Source organism: Pseudomonas sp. C6002 (genome assembly GCF_013385805.1).
Classification (GTDB): Bacteria; Pseudomonadota; Gammaproteobacteria; order Pseudomonadales; family Pseudomonadaceae; genus Aquipseudomonas.
Genome location: NZ_JACAPH010000034.1, coordinates 24,808 through 43,200, shown reverse-complemented (window position 1 = coordinate 43,200; position 18,393 = coordinate 24,808). Strand labels below are relative to the sequence as shown.

Annotated in this window: 16 protein-coding genes; 11 read left to right on the top strand and 5 right to left on the bottom strand. The window is 62.8% G+C overall.

Annotation, left to right across the window (positions count from 1 at the left end; genetic code table 11):
• Nucleotides 1–180: 180 nt before the first annotated feature.
• The 7 genes from ctlX (at nt 181) to HX817_RS25420 (ending at nt 6,250) form a co-directional block, all read left to right on the top strand.
• Entirely contained in the window at nt 181–1,107 is a 927-nt protein-coding gene (gene ctlX / locus HX817_RS25450) for a citrulline utilization hydrolase CtlX (RefSeq protein WP_177041545.1), read from the top strand.
• Nucleotides 1,108–1,118: 11 nt separating this feature from the next.
• Complete coding sequence (locus tag HX817_RS25445; protein ID WP_003212869.1) at nt 1,119–2,165, top strand: ornithine cyclodeaminase; 1,047 nt, start codon at nt 1,119–1,121, stop codon at nt 2,163–2,165.
• Nucleotides 2,166–2,539: 374 nt separating this feature from the next.
• On the top strand, nt 2,540–3,319 hold the full coding sequence (locus HX817_RS25440; RefSeq protein ID WP_003212870.1) for an ABC transporter substrate-binding protein: 780 nt from the start codon (nt 2,540–2,542) through the stop codon (nt 3,317–3,319).
• A gap of 160 nt (nt 3,320–3,479) precedes the next feature.
• Nucleotides 3,480–4,181: an ABC transporter permease gene (locus tag HX817_RS25435; RefSeq protein WP_008434488.1), complete on the top strand. Its 702-nt coding sequence runs from the start codon at nt 3,480–3,482 to the stop codon at nt 4,179–4,181.
• The gene (locus HX817_RS25430; RefSeq protein ID WP_003208574.1) at nt 4,178–4,891 is read left to right on the top strand and encodes an ABC transporter permease; all 714 of its coding nucleotides are present in this window, start codon (nt 4,178–4,180) and stop codon (nt 4,889–4,891) included. Before HX817_RS25435 ends, HX817_RS25430 begins: the two co-directional genes overlap by 4 nt.
• 3 nt (nt 4,892–4,894) lie before the next feature.
• Entirely contained in the window at nt 4,895–5,740 is an 846-nt protein-coding gene (locus tag HX817_RS25425; protein WP_256344069.1) for an ABC transporter ATP-binding protein, read from the top strand.
• A 12-nt stretch (nt 5,741–5,752) separates the two neighbouring features.
• Nucleotides 5,753–6,250, top strand: a complete 498-nt coding sequence (locus tag HX817_RS25420; protein ID WP_003208571.1) for an Lrp/AsnC family transcriptional regulator — start codon at nt 5,753–5,755, stop codon at nt 6,248–6,250.
• Between the two features lie 58 nt (nt 6,251–6,308).
• Here HX817_RS25420 and HX817_RS25415 read toward each other — a convergent pair whose 3' ends face one another.
• From HX817_RS25415 to HX817_RS25400, 4 genes are all read right to left on the bottom strand, one after another.
• On the bottom strand, nt 6,309–7,142 hold the full coding sequence (locus HX817_RS25415; protein WP_003208569.1) for a TIGR03915 family putative DNA repair protein: 834 nt from the start codon (nt 7,140–7,142) through the stop codon (nt 6,309–6,311).
• Nucleotides 7,139–8,359 (bottom strand): putative DNA modification/repair radical SAM protein, encoded by a 1,221-nt coding sequence (locus tag HX817_RS25410; RefSeq protein ID WP_177041543.1) that lies wholly within the window; start codon nt 8,357–8,359, stop codon nt 7,139–7,141. The genes HX817_RS25415 and HX817_RS25410 overlap by 4 nt, the downstream gene beginning before the upstream one ends.
• Before the next feature lie 68 nt (nt 8,360–8,427).
• The gene (locus HX817_RS25405) at nt 8,428–9,765 is read right to left on the bottom strand and encodes a lysine N(6)-hydroxylase/L-ornithine N(5)-oxygenase family protein (RefSeq protein ID WP_177041542.1); all 1,338 of its coding nucleotides are present in this window, start codon (nt 9,763–9,765) and stop codon (nt 8,428–8,430) included.
• A gap of 127 nt (nt 9,766–9,892) precedes the next feature.
• Nucleotides 9,893–10,375, bottom strand: coding sequence for a sigma-70 family RNA polymerase sigma factor (locus tag HX817_RS25400; RefSeq protein ID WP_032899291.1), 483 nt, complete (start codon nt 10,373–10,375; stop codon nt 9,893–9,895).
• Nucleotides 10,376–10,631: 256 nt separating this feature from the next.
• Between HX817_RS25400 and HX817_RS25395 the strand changes: the two genes are divergently transcribed.
• The 3 genes from HX817_RS25395 to HX817_RS25385 are packed head-to-tail and all read left to right on the top strand — an operon-like array spanning nt 10,632 to nt 15,192.
• Entirely contained in the window at nt 10,632–11,804 is a 1,173-nt protein-coding gene (locus HX817_RS25395; protein ID WP_177041540.1) for an efflux RND transporter periplasmic adaptor subunit, read from the top strand.
• Nucleotides 11,805–13,775 carry a MacB family efflux pump subunit gene (locus tag HX817_RS25390; RefSeq protein WP_177041538.1) on the top strand — a complete coding sequence of 657 codons (1,971 nt, stop codon included), beginning with the start codon at nt 11,805–11,807 and terminating at the stop codon, nt 13,773–13,775.
• A gap of 7 nt (nt 13,776–13,782) precedes the next feature.
• Nucleotides 13,783–15,192, top strand: coding sequence for an efflux transporter outer membrane subunit (locus tag HX817_RS25385; protein WP_177041536.1), 1,410 nt, complete (start codon nt 13,783–13,785; stop codon nt 15,190–15,192).
• A 44-nt stretch (nt 15,193–15,236) separates the two neighbouring features.
• Here HX817_RS25385 and HX817_RS25380 read toward each other — a convergent pair whose 3' ends face one another.
• Complete coding sequence (locus HX817_RS25380) at nt 15,237–16,865, bottom strand: PvdJ/PvdD/PvdP-like protein (protein ID WP_102369565.1); 1,629 nt, start codon at nt 16,863–16,865, stop codon at nt 15,237–15,239.
• 152 nt (nt 16,866–17,017) lie between these two features.
• On the opposite strand from HX817_RS25380, the gene pvdM reads away from it, so the two are divergent.
• Complete coding sequence (gene pvdM / locus HX817_RS25375) at nt 17,018–18,367, top strand: pyoverdine-tailoring dipeptidase-like protein PvdM (RefSeq protein ID WP_008434503.1); 1,350 nt, start codon at nt 17,018–17,020, stop codon at nt 18,365–18,367.
• The last annotated feature ends 26 nt before the right edge of the window (nt 18,368–18,393 follow it).

Sequence of the window (18,393 nt, the reverse complement as noted above, 5' to 3'; positions counted from 1 at the left end):
ACCGCTTTCGCGAGCAAGCCCGCTCCCACATTTTGATCTCCACTCACCTCCACAGCCGATTCGGCTGCCCCACCCCACTTTTCAGCTTTCCCGGCTGAGCCACCCCCTCAGTTCAGCCGGGATTCTTCCTTCACACCGCACAAAATAGCCTCACTGCCCACCCCATGGACCCGTGCCCCCATGCAAACCACCAACACTGTCCTGATGATCCGCCCGGCGCACTTCGCCTTCAACCCGGACACCGCGATCAACAACCGCTTCCAGCGTGCGCCCCTCGACCCGTTGGCGGCACAGCAGAAAGCGCTGGAAGAGTTCGACGGCTACGTCGACACCCTGCGCCACCACGGCGTGGAAGTGCTGGTGGTACAAGACACCCCCGCTCCCCATACCCCGGATTCGATCTTCCCCAACAACTGGTGGAGCAGCCACGCCGACGGCAGCCTGGTGCTGTATCCGATGGAAGGCCGGAACCGACGACTGGAACGCGACAAAGGCGTGCTGCAAGTGCTGGAGCAACGCTTCGCGATCCACAACACCATCGACTTCAGCCACCTCGAACAACAGAACATGTTCCTCGAAGGCACCGGCAGCATGGTCCTCGACCGCCAGCACCGCATCAGCTACGCCTGCCATTCCGGGCGGACCCATCAGGATGCCCTGCGCCAGTTCGCCGAACGCCTTGACTACCAGGTCTGCGTATTCCACGCCGTCGACCGCCACCACGCGCCGATCTACCACAGCAACGTAATGATGAGTGTCGGCCGCGACCTCTCCGTGGTGTGCCTGCAAGCCCTGCCCGATGACCACGAGCGCCAGGGCCTTGAACGCTCCCTGCGCGACACCGGCAAAGACATCGTCGCCCTGGACTTCGATCAGTTGGAAGCCTTCGCCGGCAACATGCTGGAAGTCCACGACCGCGACGGCCAGCCGCTGCTGGTGATGTCGGCCAGCGCCTGGGGCTCGCTCAAGCCCGCCCAGCGTCAGCATGTGGAGCGTCACACCCGGCCGGTGGTGGTGAACATCGACAACATCGAACGCATCGGCGGCGGCAGTGCCCGCTGCATGTTGGCGGAAGTGCATCTGCCCACCCGCCCCTCATTTCAATAAGGAGTCTTCCCATGACCCGCTATATCGACGTCAACGACTTGAGCTACCTGGTTTCGCAAAAAGGCCTGCAAACCTGCATTACCGAGATGGCCGAGTACATCCGCGCCGACTACCTGCGCTGGCAGGACTTTGAAAAATGCGCGCGCCTGGCCAACCACTCGCCCGAGGGCGTGATCGAGCTGATGCCGGTGTCCGACGCGTCGCTGTACGCCTTCAAATACGTGAACGGCCACCCGAAAAACACCCAGAGCGGCATGCTCACCGTCATGGCCTTCGGCGCCCTGGGTGATGTGGACACCGGCAAACCGGTACTGCTGGCGGAAATGACCCTGACCACCGCGATCCGCACGGCCGCCACCTCGGCCCTGGTGGCGCGCTACCTGGCCCGGGACAACAGCCGCAGCATGGCGCTGATCGGCAACGGCTCCCAGAGTGAGTTCCAGGCCCTGGCCTTCCACGCGATGCTGGGCATCACTGAAATCCGCCTGTTCGACATCGACGCCAAGGCCACCGCCAAACTGGCCGCCAACCTCAAAGCCTTCCCGGCGATCAAGGTGATCCTGGCAGGCAGCGTGGCCGAAGCCGTGAAAGGCGCCGACATCGTCACCACCGTCACCGCCGACAAGGCCTACGCCACCATCCTCACGGACGAGATGATCGAACCGGGCATGCACCTGAATGCCGTCGGTGGCGACTGCCCCGGCAAGACCGAACTGGACCGACGAATCGTCGAACGGGCCCGCGTGATTGTCGAGTACGAGCCACAAAGCCGCATCGAAGGCGAAATCCAGCACATGCCGGAAGATTCGCCGGTCACCGAGCTGTGGCAAGTGATCAACGGCCAGGCGCCAGGCCGCGAAAACGCGCGCCAGGTCACCCTGTTCGACTCGGTAGGTTTTGCCATCGAAGACTACTCCGCCCTGCGTTACGTACTGGACGTGGCCAAGGCGCTGGACGTGGGCAGCGAACTGGAACTGGTGCCGGACCTTGCCGACCCCAAGGACCTGTTTGCCCGCCTGGCCCAAGCACCGGTGGCACAGCAGAAAAAGCGCGCCTGAGACCGCTCTGGCCTGCCGCTTTGCGTGAAAGGCAGGCCGGAAAAACCCGGTCAACAAGCCGATTCAGCGGGTGCCGCAGCCGTTTCCGCTGTGACCCGCGTTTTAACAGCACATTCCGCCCGCCGCAGCGGGGGTAAACGACACAAAAAACGCACCATCTTGAAGCATTCTCTCTGACAACAAACAGCCCAATTTAGTGAGGCAGCCCAATGTGGCGAGGGAGCTTGCTCCCGCTGGAGTGCGTAGCGCTCCCGGGATTTTGGGGCCGCTGCGCAGCCCAGCGGGAGCAAGCTCCCTCGCCACAAAAGCCAGCTCGCCTTAGCTTTCAACTTTTCTACTGCCCTGACATCAATTACAAAATATAGGGAATACACATGACTCCGCTCCGATCACTTTTCGCTGCGCTGCTCCTGCCATTGGCCGCAACCGCTGCCCAGGCTCAGGAATGGAAAGAAATCCGCTTTGGGGTTTTCCCCGAATACCCACCGTTTGAATCCGTCGCCGCCGACGGCAGCCTGCAAGGTTTCGACATCGACCTGGGCAACGCCATCTGCGCCAAGCTGGAAGTCAAATGCGTGTGGGTCCACAACGAATTCGACGGCATGATCCCGGCCCTGCGCGCCCGCAAGTTCGACGCCATCATGTCCTCCATGGCCGTGACCCCGGCCCGCCAGAAAGTCATCGACTTCAGCGACCGGCTGTTCCTCAGCCCGACCTCGGTGATCACCCGCAAAAGCGCCGACTTCGGCGACACCCCCGAATCCCTGAAAGGCAAACAGGTCGGCGTGCTGCAAGGCTCGCTGCAGGAAGCCTACGCCCGTGCGCACCTGGCAAAACTTGGCGCGCAGATCAAGGCGTACCAGTCCCAGGAACAGAACTACGCCGACCTGCAAAACGGTCGTCTCGACGCCACCCTGACCGACAAGCTTGAAGCCCAGCTCAACTTCCTGTCCAAACCTGAAGGCGCCGACTTCAAGACCGGCCCGGCCTTCAAGGACCCGACCCTGCCGCTCGACATCGCCATGGGCCTGCGCAAGAACGACAAGGACCTGGTGGAGCTGATCAACAAAGGCATCGCCGCCGTCCAGGCCGATGGCACCTACACACAGATCCAGAAGAAATACTTCGGCGATCAGGATATCTACAACGAGTGACGCCTCATGTGGGAGCGAGCTTGTGTGGGAGCGGGCTTGCTCGCGAAAGCGGTGGGTCAGTCACACATGTATTGACTGAAACTCTGTCTTCGCGAGCAAGCCCGCTCCCACACAAGCTCGCTCCCACCGTAAAACTCTGCGCCCCATCGAGATACTTCCCATGAATGAACTCCTCAACTTGCAAGGCTTCGGCCCGCTGCTGGCCCAGGGTGCCTGGATGACGGTCAAGCTGGCGTTCCTGGCGCTGCTGCTGAGCCTGTCCCTGGGACTGCTCGCCGCCGCCGCCAAGCTCTCCAGCGTCAAGCTGCTGCGGGTTCCGGCCACGCTCTACACCACGCTGATTCGCAGCGTGCCGGACCTGGTGCTGATCCTGCTGATTTTCTACAGCCTGCAACTGTGGCTGAACGACCTGAGTGAAATGCTCGGCTGGGCCTACTTCGAAATCGACCCGTTCACCGCCGGTGTCATCACCCTCGGTTTTATCTACGGTGCGTATTTCACCGAAAACTTTCGCGGGGCGATTCTCAGCGTGCCCGCCGGCCAACTCGAAGCCGCCACCGCCTACGGCCTGAGCCGCTGGCAGCGCTTTCGCCTGGTGCTGTTCCCGCAACTGATGCGCTTTGCCCTGCCGGGCCTGGGCAACAACTGGCTGGTGCTGCTCAAGTCTACCGCGCTGGTGTCGATCATCGGCCTGTCAGACCTGGTCAAGGCCGCACAAAACGCCGGCAAGACCACCAATGACCCGCTGTATTTCCTGATCCTCGCGGGCCTGGTGTACCTGGTGATCACCACCCTCTCCAACCGCATCTTCAAACGCCTGGAACGGCGCTACAACGTGGGCATCAAGGGGATGGTGCGATGATCGAACTGATCCAGCAATACGGCCTGGCCTACCTGTTCACCGACGGTAACGGCTTTTCCGGGGTGGCGATGACCCTGTGGCTGTTCATTATCTCGGTGGTGCTGGGCTTCATCCTGTCGATCCCGCTGGCGATCGCGCGGGTGTCGGAACACTTCTGGATTCGCTGGCCAGTGGAGGTCTACACCTACCTGTTTCGCGGCACGCCGCTGTATATCCAGTTGCTGATTTGCTACACCGGCCTCTACGGCCTGGACGTGGTGCAGGACAACGCCCTGCTCAACCAGTTTTTTCGCAATGCACTGAACTGCACGCTGCTGGCGTTTGTACTGAACACGTGCGCCTACACCGTGGAAATCTTTGCCGGGGCGATTCGCAACATCCCCCACGGCGAGATCGAAGCCGCCAAGGCCTACGGCCTGCATGGCTGGCGCCTGAACCTGTTTGTGGTAGTGCCCGCCGCACTGCGTCGCGCACTGCCGGCCTACAGCAATGAAATGATCCTGATGCTGCACGCCACGTCCCTGGCGTTCACCGCCACCATTGCCGACATCCTCAAGGTGGCCCGCGACGCCAACGCCGAGACGTTCCTGACGTTCCAGGCCTTCGGCATCGCTGCCCTGTTGTACATGCTGCTGTCCTTTGCACTGGTGGGCCTGTTTCGACTGGCCGAACGTCGCTGGATGCGTTTTCTTGTTCCTACCCGAGGCTAACCCATGAATCAGTCCGCGCAGGCCCTGGCCGCTTATCCCACCGATGTACGCCCCGCTACCCAGCCGGTCGCCGTGGCCGAAAACGCCAACGTCAAACTCCAGGTCGAAGGCCTGCACAAACGCTATGGCGAGCATGAGGTGCTCAAGGGCGTTTCACTGAACGCGCGCAACGGCGACGTGATCAGCCTGATCGGCGCCAGCGGCTCCGGCAAGAGCACGATGCTGCGATGCATCAACTTCCTCGAACAGCCGGACGCCGGGGTTATCACCCTCGATGGCATCAGCATCGAAATGCAGCAAGGCCGCGCCGGCACGCGCGCGCCGCACCAGGCGCAATTGCAGAACCTGCGCACCCGCCTGGCCATGGTGTTCCAGCACTTCAACCTGTGGAGCCACATGACCGTGCTGGAAAACATCACCATGGCGCCGCGCCGGGTGCTGGGGGTGAGCGCCGCCGAGGCGGAAAAACGCGCACGCCTGTACCTCGACAAGGTCGGCCTGCCGGGCCGGGTGGCGGACCAATACCCGGCATTCCTCTCCGGCGGCCAGCAACAGCGCGTGGCCATCGCCCGGGCCCTGGCGATGGAACCGGAGATCATTCTGTTCGACGAACCCACTTCGGCCCTCGACCCTGAACTTGTAGGAGAAGTGCTCAAAGTCATACAGACGTTGGCGGAGGAAGGTCGTACCATGCTCATGGTCACCCACGAAATGGGCTTTGCCCGCCAGGTGTCCAGCCAAGTGCTGTTCCTGCATCAGGGCCGCGTCGAGGAACAAGGCGCAGCGGATATCCTCGACCAGCCGAACAGCGAACGCTTGCAGCAATTTCTTTCCAACCGATTGAAGTGAACACCACACACCATGGATACCAAGGCCACCGGACCGAACGCCTCACCTGTGCTGGACCGCATCGATGAAGCCATCATCGACGTGTTACGGCACCAGGGACGCATCACCTACGAAAAACTCTCGTCGCTGGTGCACCTGACGCCCAGGCCGTGCCTGGAACGGGTACGCAAGCTGGAACGACGCGGGGTCATCCGGGGTTATGGGGCGATCATCGACGTGCAGATGGTCTCGCCGGGGCTGTCACTGCTGGTGCTGGTGGCCCTCTCCAACCAGAGCGGGCGCTCGGCGCAGAAGGCGTTCGAGGCATGTGTCAAAGCCTGCCCGCAAGTGTTCGAGTGCCAGTTGATCAGCGGGCCGTTCGACTACAGCCTGCGCATGCGCTGCCGGGACATGGAGCACTACCGCGTGCTGACGGAAACCTGGCTGAACAATGATGAATTGCACATCGATAAATTGGTGGCGCATCCCGAGCTGGCGGTCGTAAAAAACACCGCCACCGAACTGGCCTGAACCCGCCCCTACAGGCAATAGAGATCAAATGTGGGAGCGGGCTTGCTCGCTCCCACATTTAACCGTGCCCGCTTGAAATTCGCTTGCCTGGACGCGCCCCAATCATCTTCGCCTGCCCATCCCGCTGCTTGCCCGTACGCGCCTCGCTGATCAGTCCCGGAATCAACTTGCCCTCCGGCAGATTCTTCCAGAACCGGCTCGGCAAATGCCCTTCCATCACCTTCGGATTCAACCGCGCCGGGTTAAAGATATGGCTGTAGTACGTCAACCACATCGCACTGTGGGGATCCTCGACATTCTGCGCCAACGCCTGCCATTCCACCGGGCATTGCCGCTGGTGAATCAACTGCTCCCCGTCGTAATAAACCCCATCCAGGGGCGTGGCGATCATCCAGCGATGACGCCCCATGCGCCCGACAAAATGCTGGCTGGCCACCTTCAAGATGTCGTGGGCCGGCTCATGCCACGCCACGTACTCCGGCAACTGCGGCCCCGCCTCTGCCGGCAATGCGATAAACCGCACAAACGCATGCAGGTGATGGGCCTCGCGCTGCACCTGCTTGATCCGCCGCTGCAATTCGCTGCCCAGCTTGTCCCCCGACATCATCGCCGTGCGGTCCCCATGGCTGACGCGCCACAGCACCTCATACAGCAGGCTCCAGCGCTGTTCACCGTGATAACACGCGGCAGACTCCAGCAGCTCCAGCAGCGCCTTGGGAATCCGCGCCTGGAACGGCCCGCACTCGGCCGGGTACTGCTCGTCGGTGGCAAACAGGTCCGCCACCTCGGCCACGCCCCAACTCACGTGGCTGGGGTCGATCTGATGGCTGAGCAACCAGCGCGCCTGCTCGCGCCAGGTGCTGAACAGGTTGTCGCATTCCAGGCTGATCATCCCCACAGCCCCATTTGCTGCGGCTGCGGGCGGTCGCGCAGTTGTTCGCGCAGCAGCACGCTGTTGCTTTCCGCTTGCTGCGGGTGGTAGTCGCTGGTGATGAAAAACGGCTTGGCCTTGGTCAGCACACACCGCATGCGCGCCAGGTCTTCGAAGCGGATCTTGCGCTGGCGACGCAGGTCCACCAGCCGCTGGGTGGTGCGCAGGCCAATTCCGGGAATGCGCGCAATAAGCGTTGGCTCGGCCCGGTTCAAGTCCAGCGGGAACACCTCGCGGTGCTCCAGCGCCCAGGCCAGCTTGGGGTCGATATCCAGGGCCAGGTCGCCCGGCCCGTCAAACAGTTCATTGGCGCTGAACCCGTAGCTGCGCAACAGGAAATCCGCCTGGTACAAGCGGTGCTCGCGCATCAGCGGCGGCGCGGCCAGGGGCACGCTTTTCGGGCTGTTGGGGATCGGGCTGAACGCCGAGTAATACACCCGGCGCAGTTTGAAATTGCCGTACAACGCCTCGGCGCTGTGGAGGATGGTGCTGTCGTCGGTGTCATCGGCGCCGACGATCATCTGCGTGCTCTGCCCGGCCGGCGCGAAACGCGGCGCGCGGGGTTCGTTGAGCACCGTCTGCTCACCGGTATAGATGGTTTGCATGGCCTGCTTGATCGAGACGATCTGCTTCTCGGGCGCCAGGGTTTGCAGGCTCTTGTCCGTTGGCAACTCGATATTCACGCTGAGGCGATCGGCATACCGCCCCGCCTCGGCAATCAGTGCCGGGTCGGCTTCGGGAATGGTCTTGAGGTGGATGTAGCCGCGAAAGTCATGCTCTTCGCGCAGGAGTTTGGCGACCCGCACCAGCTGCTCCATGGTGTAGTCGGCCGAACGGATGATGCCGGAGCTGAGAAACAGCCCGCTGACGCAGTTGCGCCGGTAAAAGTCGAGGGTCAGGGTCACCACCTCCTCCGGGCTGAAGCGTGCACGGGGCACGTCGCTGGAGCGGCGGTTGACGCAGTATTGGCAGTCGTAGAGGCAGAAGTTGGTCAGCAGCACCTTGAGCAACGACACGCAGCGACCGTCGGGCGTGTAGCTGTGGCAGATGCCCATGCCATCGGTGGAACCCAGCCCCGCCTTGCCTTCCGAGCTGCGCTTGGGCGCACCGCTGCTGGCGCAGGACGCGTCGTACTTGGCGGCGTCGGCGAGGATGCTGAGTTTTTCGATCAACTGCATGGGGCTTCTACCGATACTGGTTTTTTGTACAGTATCAGCAGCCGCCCCCGCGGTTCAAGTGCAGCCTGTCAGCTGGCGGTGGCCAGCAACACGTCCTGCACCGAACGGCTCTTGCCGCGGCTGCGGTCGTACTCGTACAGCGACGCGGCAATCTCGTCGGCACGGATCGGCAGGATCGACAGCAAGGTATCGCTCAGGCCATGGCTGGCCTGGCTGAAGCCCTGCATGTAGATGCCGGCCTTGCAGCGCTCGTCGGTGACGATGCGGTAGTCGCGGCTGACTTCAAAGTCGCCCATATAGTCGGCCAACGGTGCGAGCAACTGACGATGCATCTGGCGCTCGTAACCGGTGGCCAGTACGACGGCATCGTAATGGTTGAGGCTGGTTTCGCCGGTGGCGTTGTTGCGCAGCGCCAACTCCACACCCAGCGGCCCGGCCGTGGCTTTTTCCACGGTGGTCAGGGTACGGAACGCGTGACGGGCAATGCCGGAAACTTTCTGGCGGTAGAAGATCCCGTAGATGCGCTCGATCAGGTCCAGGTCCACCACCGAATAGTTGGTGTTGTGGTACTCGTTGACCAGGCGCTCGCGTTCGCTGCCGTTCTGCTGGAACACCAGGTCGGTGAACTCCGGCGAGAACACTTCGTTGACGAACGGGCTGTCATCCGCAGGCTTGAGGGCCGAGCCGCGCAGGATCATGTCGACCTGCACCGACGGGAAGCTGTCGTTGAGGTCGATAAACGCCTCGGCTGCGCTCTGGCCACCACCGATGATCGCGATGCGCATCGGCTTGCCGTCGACACACGGTTGCTGGGCCATGCGTTCCAGGTACTGGGAGTGATGGAACACCCGACCGTCATCCTTGAGCGCCTTGAACGACGCCGGAATACGCGGCGTACCACCGGCGCTGACCACCACCGAGCGGGTGGTGCGCACGTGCTGTTCACCCTGGGCGTCCCGGGAAATCACCCGCAGCGCCTCTACCTGCTGCTGATGCAGGATCGGCTCGATGGCCAGCACTTCCTCGCCGTAGCGGCTTTGCGCCTGGAACTGCCCGGAGACCCAGCGCAGGTAGTCGTTGTACTCCATGCGGCACGGATAGAAGGTACCCAGGTTGATGAAATCCACCAGGCGCCCGTGGGCCTTCAGGTAATTGACGAAGGAATAAGGGCTGGTGGGATTGCGCAGGGTCACCAGGTCCTTGAGGAAGGAAATCTGCAATTCACTCTGGGTGACCAGGGTGTTGCCGTGCCAGCGGTAGTCGGCCTGTTTGTCGAGGAACAGCACGTCCAGTTTGCCCTGGGCTTTCTCGCGTTCCTGCAGGGCGATGGCCAGCGCCAGGTTCGAAGGGCCGAACCCGATACCGATCAGGTCGTGAACGGCGGGCGATGCAATTGCCTGTGTCATTCCAGTGTCCTCTGGATAAGCCCCGTGGCAGTGGGGCGGGAAAGCCTCAGAGACCTGAAGGCACAGCAACAGGTCGTGTGTTGATAGGAGACGAGGACAATGAAATAAAATTTAGCTAACGCTGGAATCAGTGCGCATCCCACTCACGCATGCGCGCCCGGCAATGCTTCATGGCATTGACGATGTGTTTTTCCACCAGCGCGCGGGAAATACCCAGGCGCTCGGCGATTTGCAGGTGGGACAGGCCGTCGAGCTTGCGCAACAGGAAACTGTCACGGCAGAGCGCCGGCAGCTCGGCCAGCGCGCGCTCAAGCATTTCCAGGCGCTGGCCGTGGTCCAGGCAGTGATGGGGCGAAGACAGCGAAAAACGCTCCTCGCTGTCGAGTACTTCCAGGGGTTCATCCTGGCGCAGGGCGTTGCGCCGATGACCGTCGATCACCAGGTTCAGCGCCGTGCGATAGAGAAACGCCCGGGGCTGCTCGATCGGGACCTCGCTGGCACGCCCCAGCACCCGCACATAAGCGTCATGCACCACATCTTCGGCCACCTGACGGTTGCCCAGCTTGGCGTTGAGGAAACACACCAGCTCGCGATAGTAGTTTTCCAACATGACTCCCGACCGCCTGTAGGCGGCATTAGGTCCTTTGAGTACGAAGATAACGGCCGATTCGATGATGGCAGTTTGAGGTGCGTGTAATTTATAGTAATTCTCATCTAGTTTTAAACAAGACTTGCAACGCCGGCCAATTATTTTGCCTGACACACCTGTAACGGCATATGTAACGGCCTAAATCCCCGGACAATTTCCTCGTCTACCTGTCAGCTTCCCGCTCCTGCGGGCCGATCTTTCCTGGCTGGAACTCTGCATGAAACGTCCTCGACCTGCCCGACGCGCCCTGCTTGTGGTCGCGTGCCTGATCCCCGTCATCGCTTTAGCTGCCTGGCAGGTCCTGCCGCCGGGCCGGGACAAGCTGGCGACCGTCACCGTGACCCGGGGCGATATCGAAAGCAGCGTCACCGCCCTGGGCACCCTGCAACCCCGGCGCTACGTCGACGTGGGCGCCCAGGCGTCCGGACAGATCCAGAAGATTCATGTCGAGGCCGGTGCCCAGGTCAAGGAAGGCCAATTGCTGGTAGAGATCGACCCCTCCACGCAAAAAGCCAAGCTCGATGCCAGCCGCTACGCCATCGAGAACCTGCAGGCCCAGTTGCAGGAGCAACGGGCCCAGCACGAACTGGCCCGCCAGAAGTACCAGCGCCAGCAACGCCTGGTCGCCGGCAACGCCACCCGCGAGGAAGACGTGCAAACTGCCAGGGCCGAACTGAGCGCCACCCAGGCGCGGGTCGAGATGTTCCTGGCGCAGATTCGCCAGGCCAGGGCCAGCCTGCGCAGTGACGAGGCAGAGTTGGGCTACACGCGCATTTATGCGCCAATGAGCGGCACCGTGGTCGCGGTGGACGCCCGGGAAGGCCAGACCCTCAACGCCCAGCAGCAAACCCCGCTGATCCTGCGGATCGCCAAGCTTTCGCCGATGACCGTATGGGCCGAAGTCTCGGAAGCCGACATCGGCCATGTCAAACCCGGCATGACGGCCTACTTCACCACCCTGAGCGGCGGCAGCCGGCGCTGGACCAGCACCGTACGGCAGATTTTGCCGATCCCGCCCAAGCCGCTCAACGAAACCAGCCAGGGCGGTGGCAGCCCGAGCAGCGCCAGCAAAAGCGGCACCGGGCGAGTGGTGCTTTACACGGTGCTGCTGGACGTCGACAACACCGATAACGCCTTGATGGCGGAAATGACCACCCAGGTATTCTTCGTCGCCGGCCAGGCCAGGGACACCCTGACCGCGCCGGTCGCCGCCCTGCAAGGCAGCCTCGGCGGCGACAAACAGATCGCCCGCGTGGTGGCGAAAAACGGCAGCATCGAGCAACGCGAAATCCGCCTGGGCCTCAGCGACCGCCTGCGAGTCCAGGTGCTGGAAGGCCTGAACGAAGGCGATCACCTGCTGATCGGCCCGGCCGATGGCAGCGGAGGTTGAATGTCGACCCCACTGATCGAACTCAAGGGCATCCGCAAATCCTACGGCGGCGGCGACACGCCGCAGGTTGATGTGCTGCGCGGCATCGACCTGGCGATCCATGCCGGGGAATTCGTGGCGATTGTCGGCGCCTCCGGCTCCGGCAAATCCACGCTGATGAATATCCTCGGCTGCCTCGACCGCCCCACCGAGGGCGACTACCTGTTCGCCGGGGAAAACGTCGCCCGGCTCGACAGCGACGAACTCGCCTGGCTGCGCCGCGAGGCCTTCGGTTTCGTGTTCCAGGGCTATCACCTGATCCCTTCCGGCTCGGCCCAGGAAAACGTCGAGATGCCGGCGATCTATGCCGGCATCAGCGCCGCCGAACGCCATGCCCGCGCCAAGGCCCTGCTCACGCGCCTGGGCCTGGCCGAGCGCACCGGCAACCGCCCGCACCAGCTTTCCGGCGGCCAGCAACAGCGGGTGTCGATTGCCCGGGCGTTGATGAACGGCGGGCATATCATCCTCGCCGACGAACCCACCGGCGCCCTCGACAGCCACAGCGGCGCCGAGGTCATGACCCTGCTGGACGAACTGGCCAGCCAGGGCCACGTGGTCATCCTGATCACCCACGACCGCGAAGTCGCGGCGCGGGCCAATCGCATCATCGAGATCCGCGACGGGCTGATCATCAGCGACTCTGCCGAGACCAGCGAGACGCCCCCCGTGGCCATCTCCGGCGCGTTGCAAGCCGTGGACCTGCGCCAGCGCCTGGCCGATGGCGCCGAGCACAACGGCGCCTGGAAAGCCGAGCTGCTGGATGCCGTGCAAGCCGCGTGGCGGGTGATGTGGATCAACCGTTTTCGCACGGCGCTGACGCTGCTGGGGATCATCATCGGCGTGGCGTCGGTGGTGGTGATGCTGGCGGTGGGCGAAGGCAGCAAGCGCCAGGTGATGGCGCAGATGGGCGCTTTCGGCTCCAATATCCTCTACGTCAGCGGGTCGGCGCCCAACCCGCGCACACCACCCGGCGTGATCACCCTCAACGACGTGGCCGCCCTGGCGGCCCTGCCTCAGGTCAAGCGCATCATGCCGGTGAACGGCGCAGAGGCCGGCGTTCGCTTTGGCAACGTCGACCATATGGCGTATGTCGGGGGCAATGACACCAATTTCCCGGCCATTTTCAACTGGCCAGTGGTCGAGGGGAGTTACTTCACCGAGGCCGACGAGCGCGCCGGAGCCACGGTGGCAGTGATCGGCAAACGGGTACGCGACAAGCTGTTCAAGGATGTGACCGACCCGATCGGGCAATACATCCTGATCGAAAACGTTCCATTCCAGGTGGTCGGTGTGCTCGCCGAAAAAGGCGCCAGCTCCGGCGACAAAGACAGCGACGACCGTATCGCCATCCCCTACTCTGCCGCCAGCGTGCGTCTGTTCGGCAGCTATAACCCCGAATACGTAGTGATTGCCGCCGCCGACGCGCGCAACGTGCACGACGCCGAACAGGCTATCAATCAGTTGTTGCTGCGCCTGCACAACGGCAAGCACGACTTTGAACTGACCAACAATGCCGCGATGATCCAGGCCGAGGCACGCACCCAGAACACCTTGTCACTGATGCTCGGCTCGATTGCCGCGATTTCGCTGCTGGTGGGAGGTATCGGGGTGATGAATATCATGCTGATGACCGTACGTGAACGCACCCGGGAAATCGGCATTCGCATGGCCACCGGGGCGCGGCAGCGGGACATCCTGCGCCAGTTCCTCACTGAAGCGGTGATGCTCTCTGTGGTCGGCGGCGTCACCGGCATCGGCCTGGCCCTGCTGGTGGGCGGCGTGCTGATCCTCAGCAACGTGGCCGTCGCGTTCTCGATTCCGGCCGCCGTGGGGGCCTTCTTCTGCGCCCTGGTCACCGGCGTTATCTTCGGTTTCATGCCGGCCCGCAAAGCCGCTCGACTTGACCCGGTCAAGGCCCTTACCAGTGAATGATCGCCCTATGAAAGTGTCCCTGACCCTCCTCGCCGCCAGCCTGCTGCTGGCCGCCTGCAGCAGCCCCGCACCGCGTCCGGGCGCAGGCATGCAACCACCGCCCGCCTGGCACAGCGCAAGCGACGCAACGGCGCTGCGGGCCAACCAGCAATGGTGGACAAGTTTCGACAGCCCCCAGCTCAACCAACTGATCGAACAGGCCCGCAGCGGCAGTTACGACCTGGCCAGCGCCATGGCCCGGGTGCGCCAGGCCCAGGCCAGCGCAGTGATAGCCGGCGCACCGTTGCTGCCTGAACTGACCGGCGCGTTCAATGCAAACCGCCAGAAGCTGCTGCGGGGCAAGGGCTACAGCCAGCTGGACGCTACCAGCAGCAACAAGGCCGTGGATTACTTCGATGCGCGCCTGAGCGCCACTTACGAAATTGATTTCTGGGGTGGCAAGCGCGCCGCCCGGGACAGCGCCGTGGAAGAGGTGCGCGCCAGCGAGTTCGACCAGGCCACCGTGGAACTGACCCTGCTCAGCGGTGTTGCGACCAGCTATACCCAGTGGCTGTCATTGCGTGAGCAACTGCGCATCGCCCAACTCAACCTGGACAACGCCCAAAACGTGTTGAAGCTGGTGCAGACTCGCCACGATGCAGGCTCCGCCACCGCCCTGGAACTGGCCCAGCAAAAAAGCCTCGTGGCCGCACAACAACGCCAACTGCCGCTGGCACAGCAACAGGCCGACGAGGCCTTGATCAGCCTCGCGGCACTGCTGGGCACACCGGTGCAGGACCTGCACCTGGCCCCGCAACCCTTTGCACAATTGAACTGGCCGAGCATCACCGCCGGCGTGCCCAGCCAACTGCTCAGTCGCCGTCCCGACATCGCCAGTGCCGAGGCCCGGCTGGCAGCAGCCCAGGCAGACGTCACCGTCGCCCGGGCAGCCATGTTGCCCACCCTCACCCTCAGTGCCGACCTTGGCTCGGGTGCCAACAAGCTCGCCGACGTAGTGCGCAGCCCGTTCTACAACCTCACTTCCGGCCTGGTCGCACCGATCTTCAACAATGGCCGCCTGAGCGCCGAGCGGGACAAGGCCCGGGCGCGTCAGGATGAGCTGCTGCAGACTTACCGGGGAGCGATCATCAATGGCTTTGCCGATGTGGAAAAAGCCCTGAGCAGCATTCGCGGGCTGGATGCGCAGCGTCAGTGGCAGAGCGAGGAACTGAGGGAGGCGCAGACTGCCTTCGAGATTGCCCAGAGTCGCTATGAAGCCGGTGCGGAGGACTTGCTGACGGTGCTGGAGACGCAGCGCACGTTATATGCGGCGCAGGACATGAATGTGCAATTACGCCGATCGCGGCTGAACGCAAGCATTGCATTGTATAAGGCACTGGGGGGCGGCTGGCAGGTGCCAGCAAGCACAATCAACTGAATGAAAGCCGGGCTTGCCCGGCCCCCACCGTTGAGCGGCGCGCTTTAGAGCACCCGCTCCTTGACCTTCAAATGGCGCGCGTACCAGGGACGCTTCGGCACCTTGCGAAACAGCCCGGCCAGCCTGTCCTCATCCGCCCCGAAGGTAATCCGCAGCGCCAGCTTCATGGTCTCCGGGTCCATCTCCATCGACTTGCCCATCTGCAACCCCGGCGTGGTGCTGCAACCATGGGTGTCCGGCCCCAGCCACGGGTCATCCACCTCCACCCAGCGCCCCGGCGCAAACCAGGGCACGCCGTTGACCTCCAGCCGGCTCACTTCACCTGGATGAAAACGCTCGTGGGCACGAAACCAATCCTCGATGCGGTCATCGATCCAACCATGAAAACGCCAGAACACCGGATTCACGTGAGAAGAAAACGGATCTCCAAGGAAGTCATTCTCTGCCACGTACCAACGCGCGGCAAAGTCAGCCGGGTCCCGTGCAAAAGGCACCGGCGCGCCGTTGGACGGGTCCCGCGGCACCGAGGCCCAGCGCATATGCAGCCAGTCGTGCAGGCCCAGCTCCACCTCCGAGCCGAACTGCCCCAAGGTGAGTTTCGCCAGGTAGCGCGGGTCGCGGTACTGCGACTCCCAGACCTCAAAGTTACTGTGGTAAGTCTCGGCCGCCTTGATATCGCTGACCCACTGGGTATACGCACTGTCATTCGCCGCCATCCAGGTAGGCGGCAACGCGAAACCGTCATGATTGTCGAAATAACGCACAAACCCCTGGCGATCACGCTCCAGCCCCGGCTGTGGCTGAGGGAAGTACGTCCACGATGGCAAGTCCTGCATCGAACGTGCGGCGCCCAGCATGTGCCGATGCATGAAAAAGAAGTCGATGCCCGAACCGTTGCGATCCTTGCGCGGCCCCCGTGCATCGCGCTCCCGGTCACGCGGACCAGGCTGCCAGCCGATCCCCCGCAAGGCATTACGCTTGTCTTCGGAGAGTTTGTGCCACTGGTCACGGGAAGCGTGCCAGAGCTGGTGAAACAGGCGATGTTCGGGAGCAATCAACCAGGCCAATAGAACCGGGTTGAGACCGATGCGCTCACGCGCCTCGGGAAACAGCCGCTTGGTGGCGACAAAATGATTGTCCCGTTCGAGCAGGGCCAATGGGCGGTCCAGGCTGAGGATCTGCCCACTCAGGGTGCCGCTGCCGGCGTTACCGAATTCGGCCCAGACTTCATCAAGGGTCATTGTGAACTCGTAGGCCGGAGCCCCATCCACGGCATCGCGGTCGATCAGGCGCCAGTACAGATGCGCCCCGTCGCCGGGAGTCAGGTCACCCAACACACGATAGCGCGGCTCGCCGTCGGCACGCAGTTGTTCGCCAGTGTCGAGGTAGCCCCGCAGGCCACGCCCACGCGGGGCAACGTCGAGGAGCAATTCCAGGCCCTCCAGGGGCAGGCCTTTCAGGCCGGCATCGCGGCCTGCCAACTGCACATGCCAAACGCCACGCAGGCTGTCCGCCAAATGCTGGCCGGCGGTGTCTGCCAGATCCACCGTGGCTTCGCCCGGGGTAATCGGAAACTCTTCACGCGTCAGCTCGCGATGGGCATAAAAGGCCGCAGGCACTGCAGCGCCAGTCAGCGCCAGGCCGGCGATGAACCCTCGTCGAGAAATCGTCATTGCTTTACCTGTGTCAGCCATCAAGCAGGCTTTATCCAAGCTAGAACGTTCGCTGACAGGGGAAATTTAGCACCGCGCCTCCCAGGCTTAAATTTTCCCGCCCATCGCTCGTTCATCCCAGATAGCAAAGGCCTCAACTGACTGAGATGGCAATGACAAAACCACGTTCGAAAAAGGCGTTGTACTTCGGCCTGCCGCTGGTCCTGGCCATTGGCGCCGGGGCCGGGTTCCTGGCTTGGGACCATTGGTTCAGGGGCAATGCCGGGTACCCGTTGGCGGTAATCAAGCAGGCCAATGAGATGCAGGACCGCCTGCTGTCGTTCGACAGTCACATCACCGTGCCGCTCAACTTTGGTACCGCCGGCAACGAAGCCGACAAGGACGGCAGCGGCCAGTTCGACCTGGCCAAGGCCAGCCGGGGGCGCCTGTCGGGTGCAGCCCTGACGATTTTCGGCTGGCCGGAAATGTGGAACGGCCCCAATGCGCCCCACAAGCCCACCGCGGGTTTTGTCGAAGAAGCCCGCCACCAGCAGGAGACTCGCTACAAGATCATCTCGGGCATGGTCCGCGACTTCCCCAACCAAGTGGGCATTGCCTACACCCCGGATGATTTCCGGCGTCTGCATGGCGAAGGCAAGTTTGCGATCTTTATCAGCATGCTCAACGCCTACCCGCTGGGTGATGACCTTAATCAGTTGAACCTGTGGACCGCGCGCGGCATGCGCATGTTCGGTTTCAGCTACATCGGCAACAACGCCTGGTCGGACTCGTCACGCCCACTGCCGTTTTTCAATGACTCACCCGATGCCCTCGACGGCCTCTCGGATATCGGCAAGCAAGCCGTGCATCGCCTCAATGACCTGGGGGTAATCATTGATGTCTCGCAGATGTCCACCAAGGCCCTGGAGCAAGTTGCGCAACTGAGCCGCACACCGATGGTGGCCTCCCACTCGGCGCCACGGGCGTCGGTGGACATACCGCGCAACCTCAGCGACAAGGAACTGCAACTGATCAAGAACAGCGGCGGTGTCGTTCAGGTGGTGGGCTTCCCAGCTTACCTGCGCCCCCTCAGCCAGCCCACCCAGGACAAACTCAACGCGTTGCGCGCGCGCTTCGACCTGCCGCCACTGCCCAACCTGGCCGTAGCCCTGATGCCCGGCGACCCGATCATCTCGGCCTGGCCAGAACAAAAGTTTGGCCAATACGCCAGTGCGCTGTACGCCATCCTCGAAGAAGAACCCAAGGCCACCCTCAAGGACTTGGGCGATGCCATCGATTACACCGTGCGCAAGGTTGGCATCGACCACGTCGGCATCGCCTCGGACTTCAACGACGGCGGCGGCCTCAAGGGCTGGGAGAACGTCGGCGAAGTGCGCAACGTGACTGCGGAACTGATCCAGCGCGGCTACTCCGAAGCCGATATCGCCAAGCTCTGGGGAGGCAACTTCCTGCGGGTCTGGGACCAGGTACAAAAAGCTGCCAAGCCATTGGCCAACCGCTGAACCACCCTCAATGAATGAAGTGAATT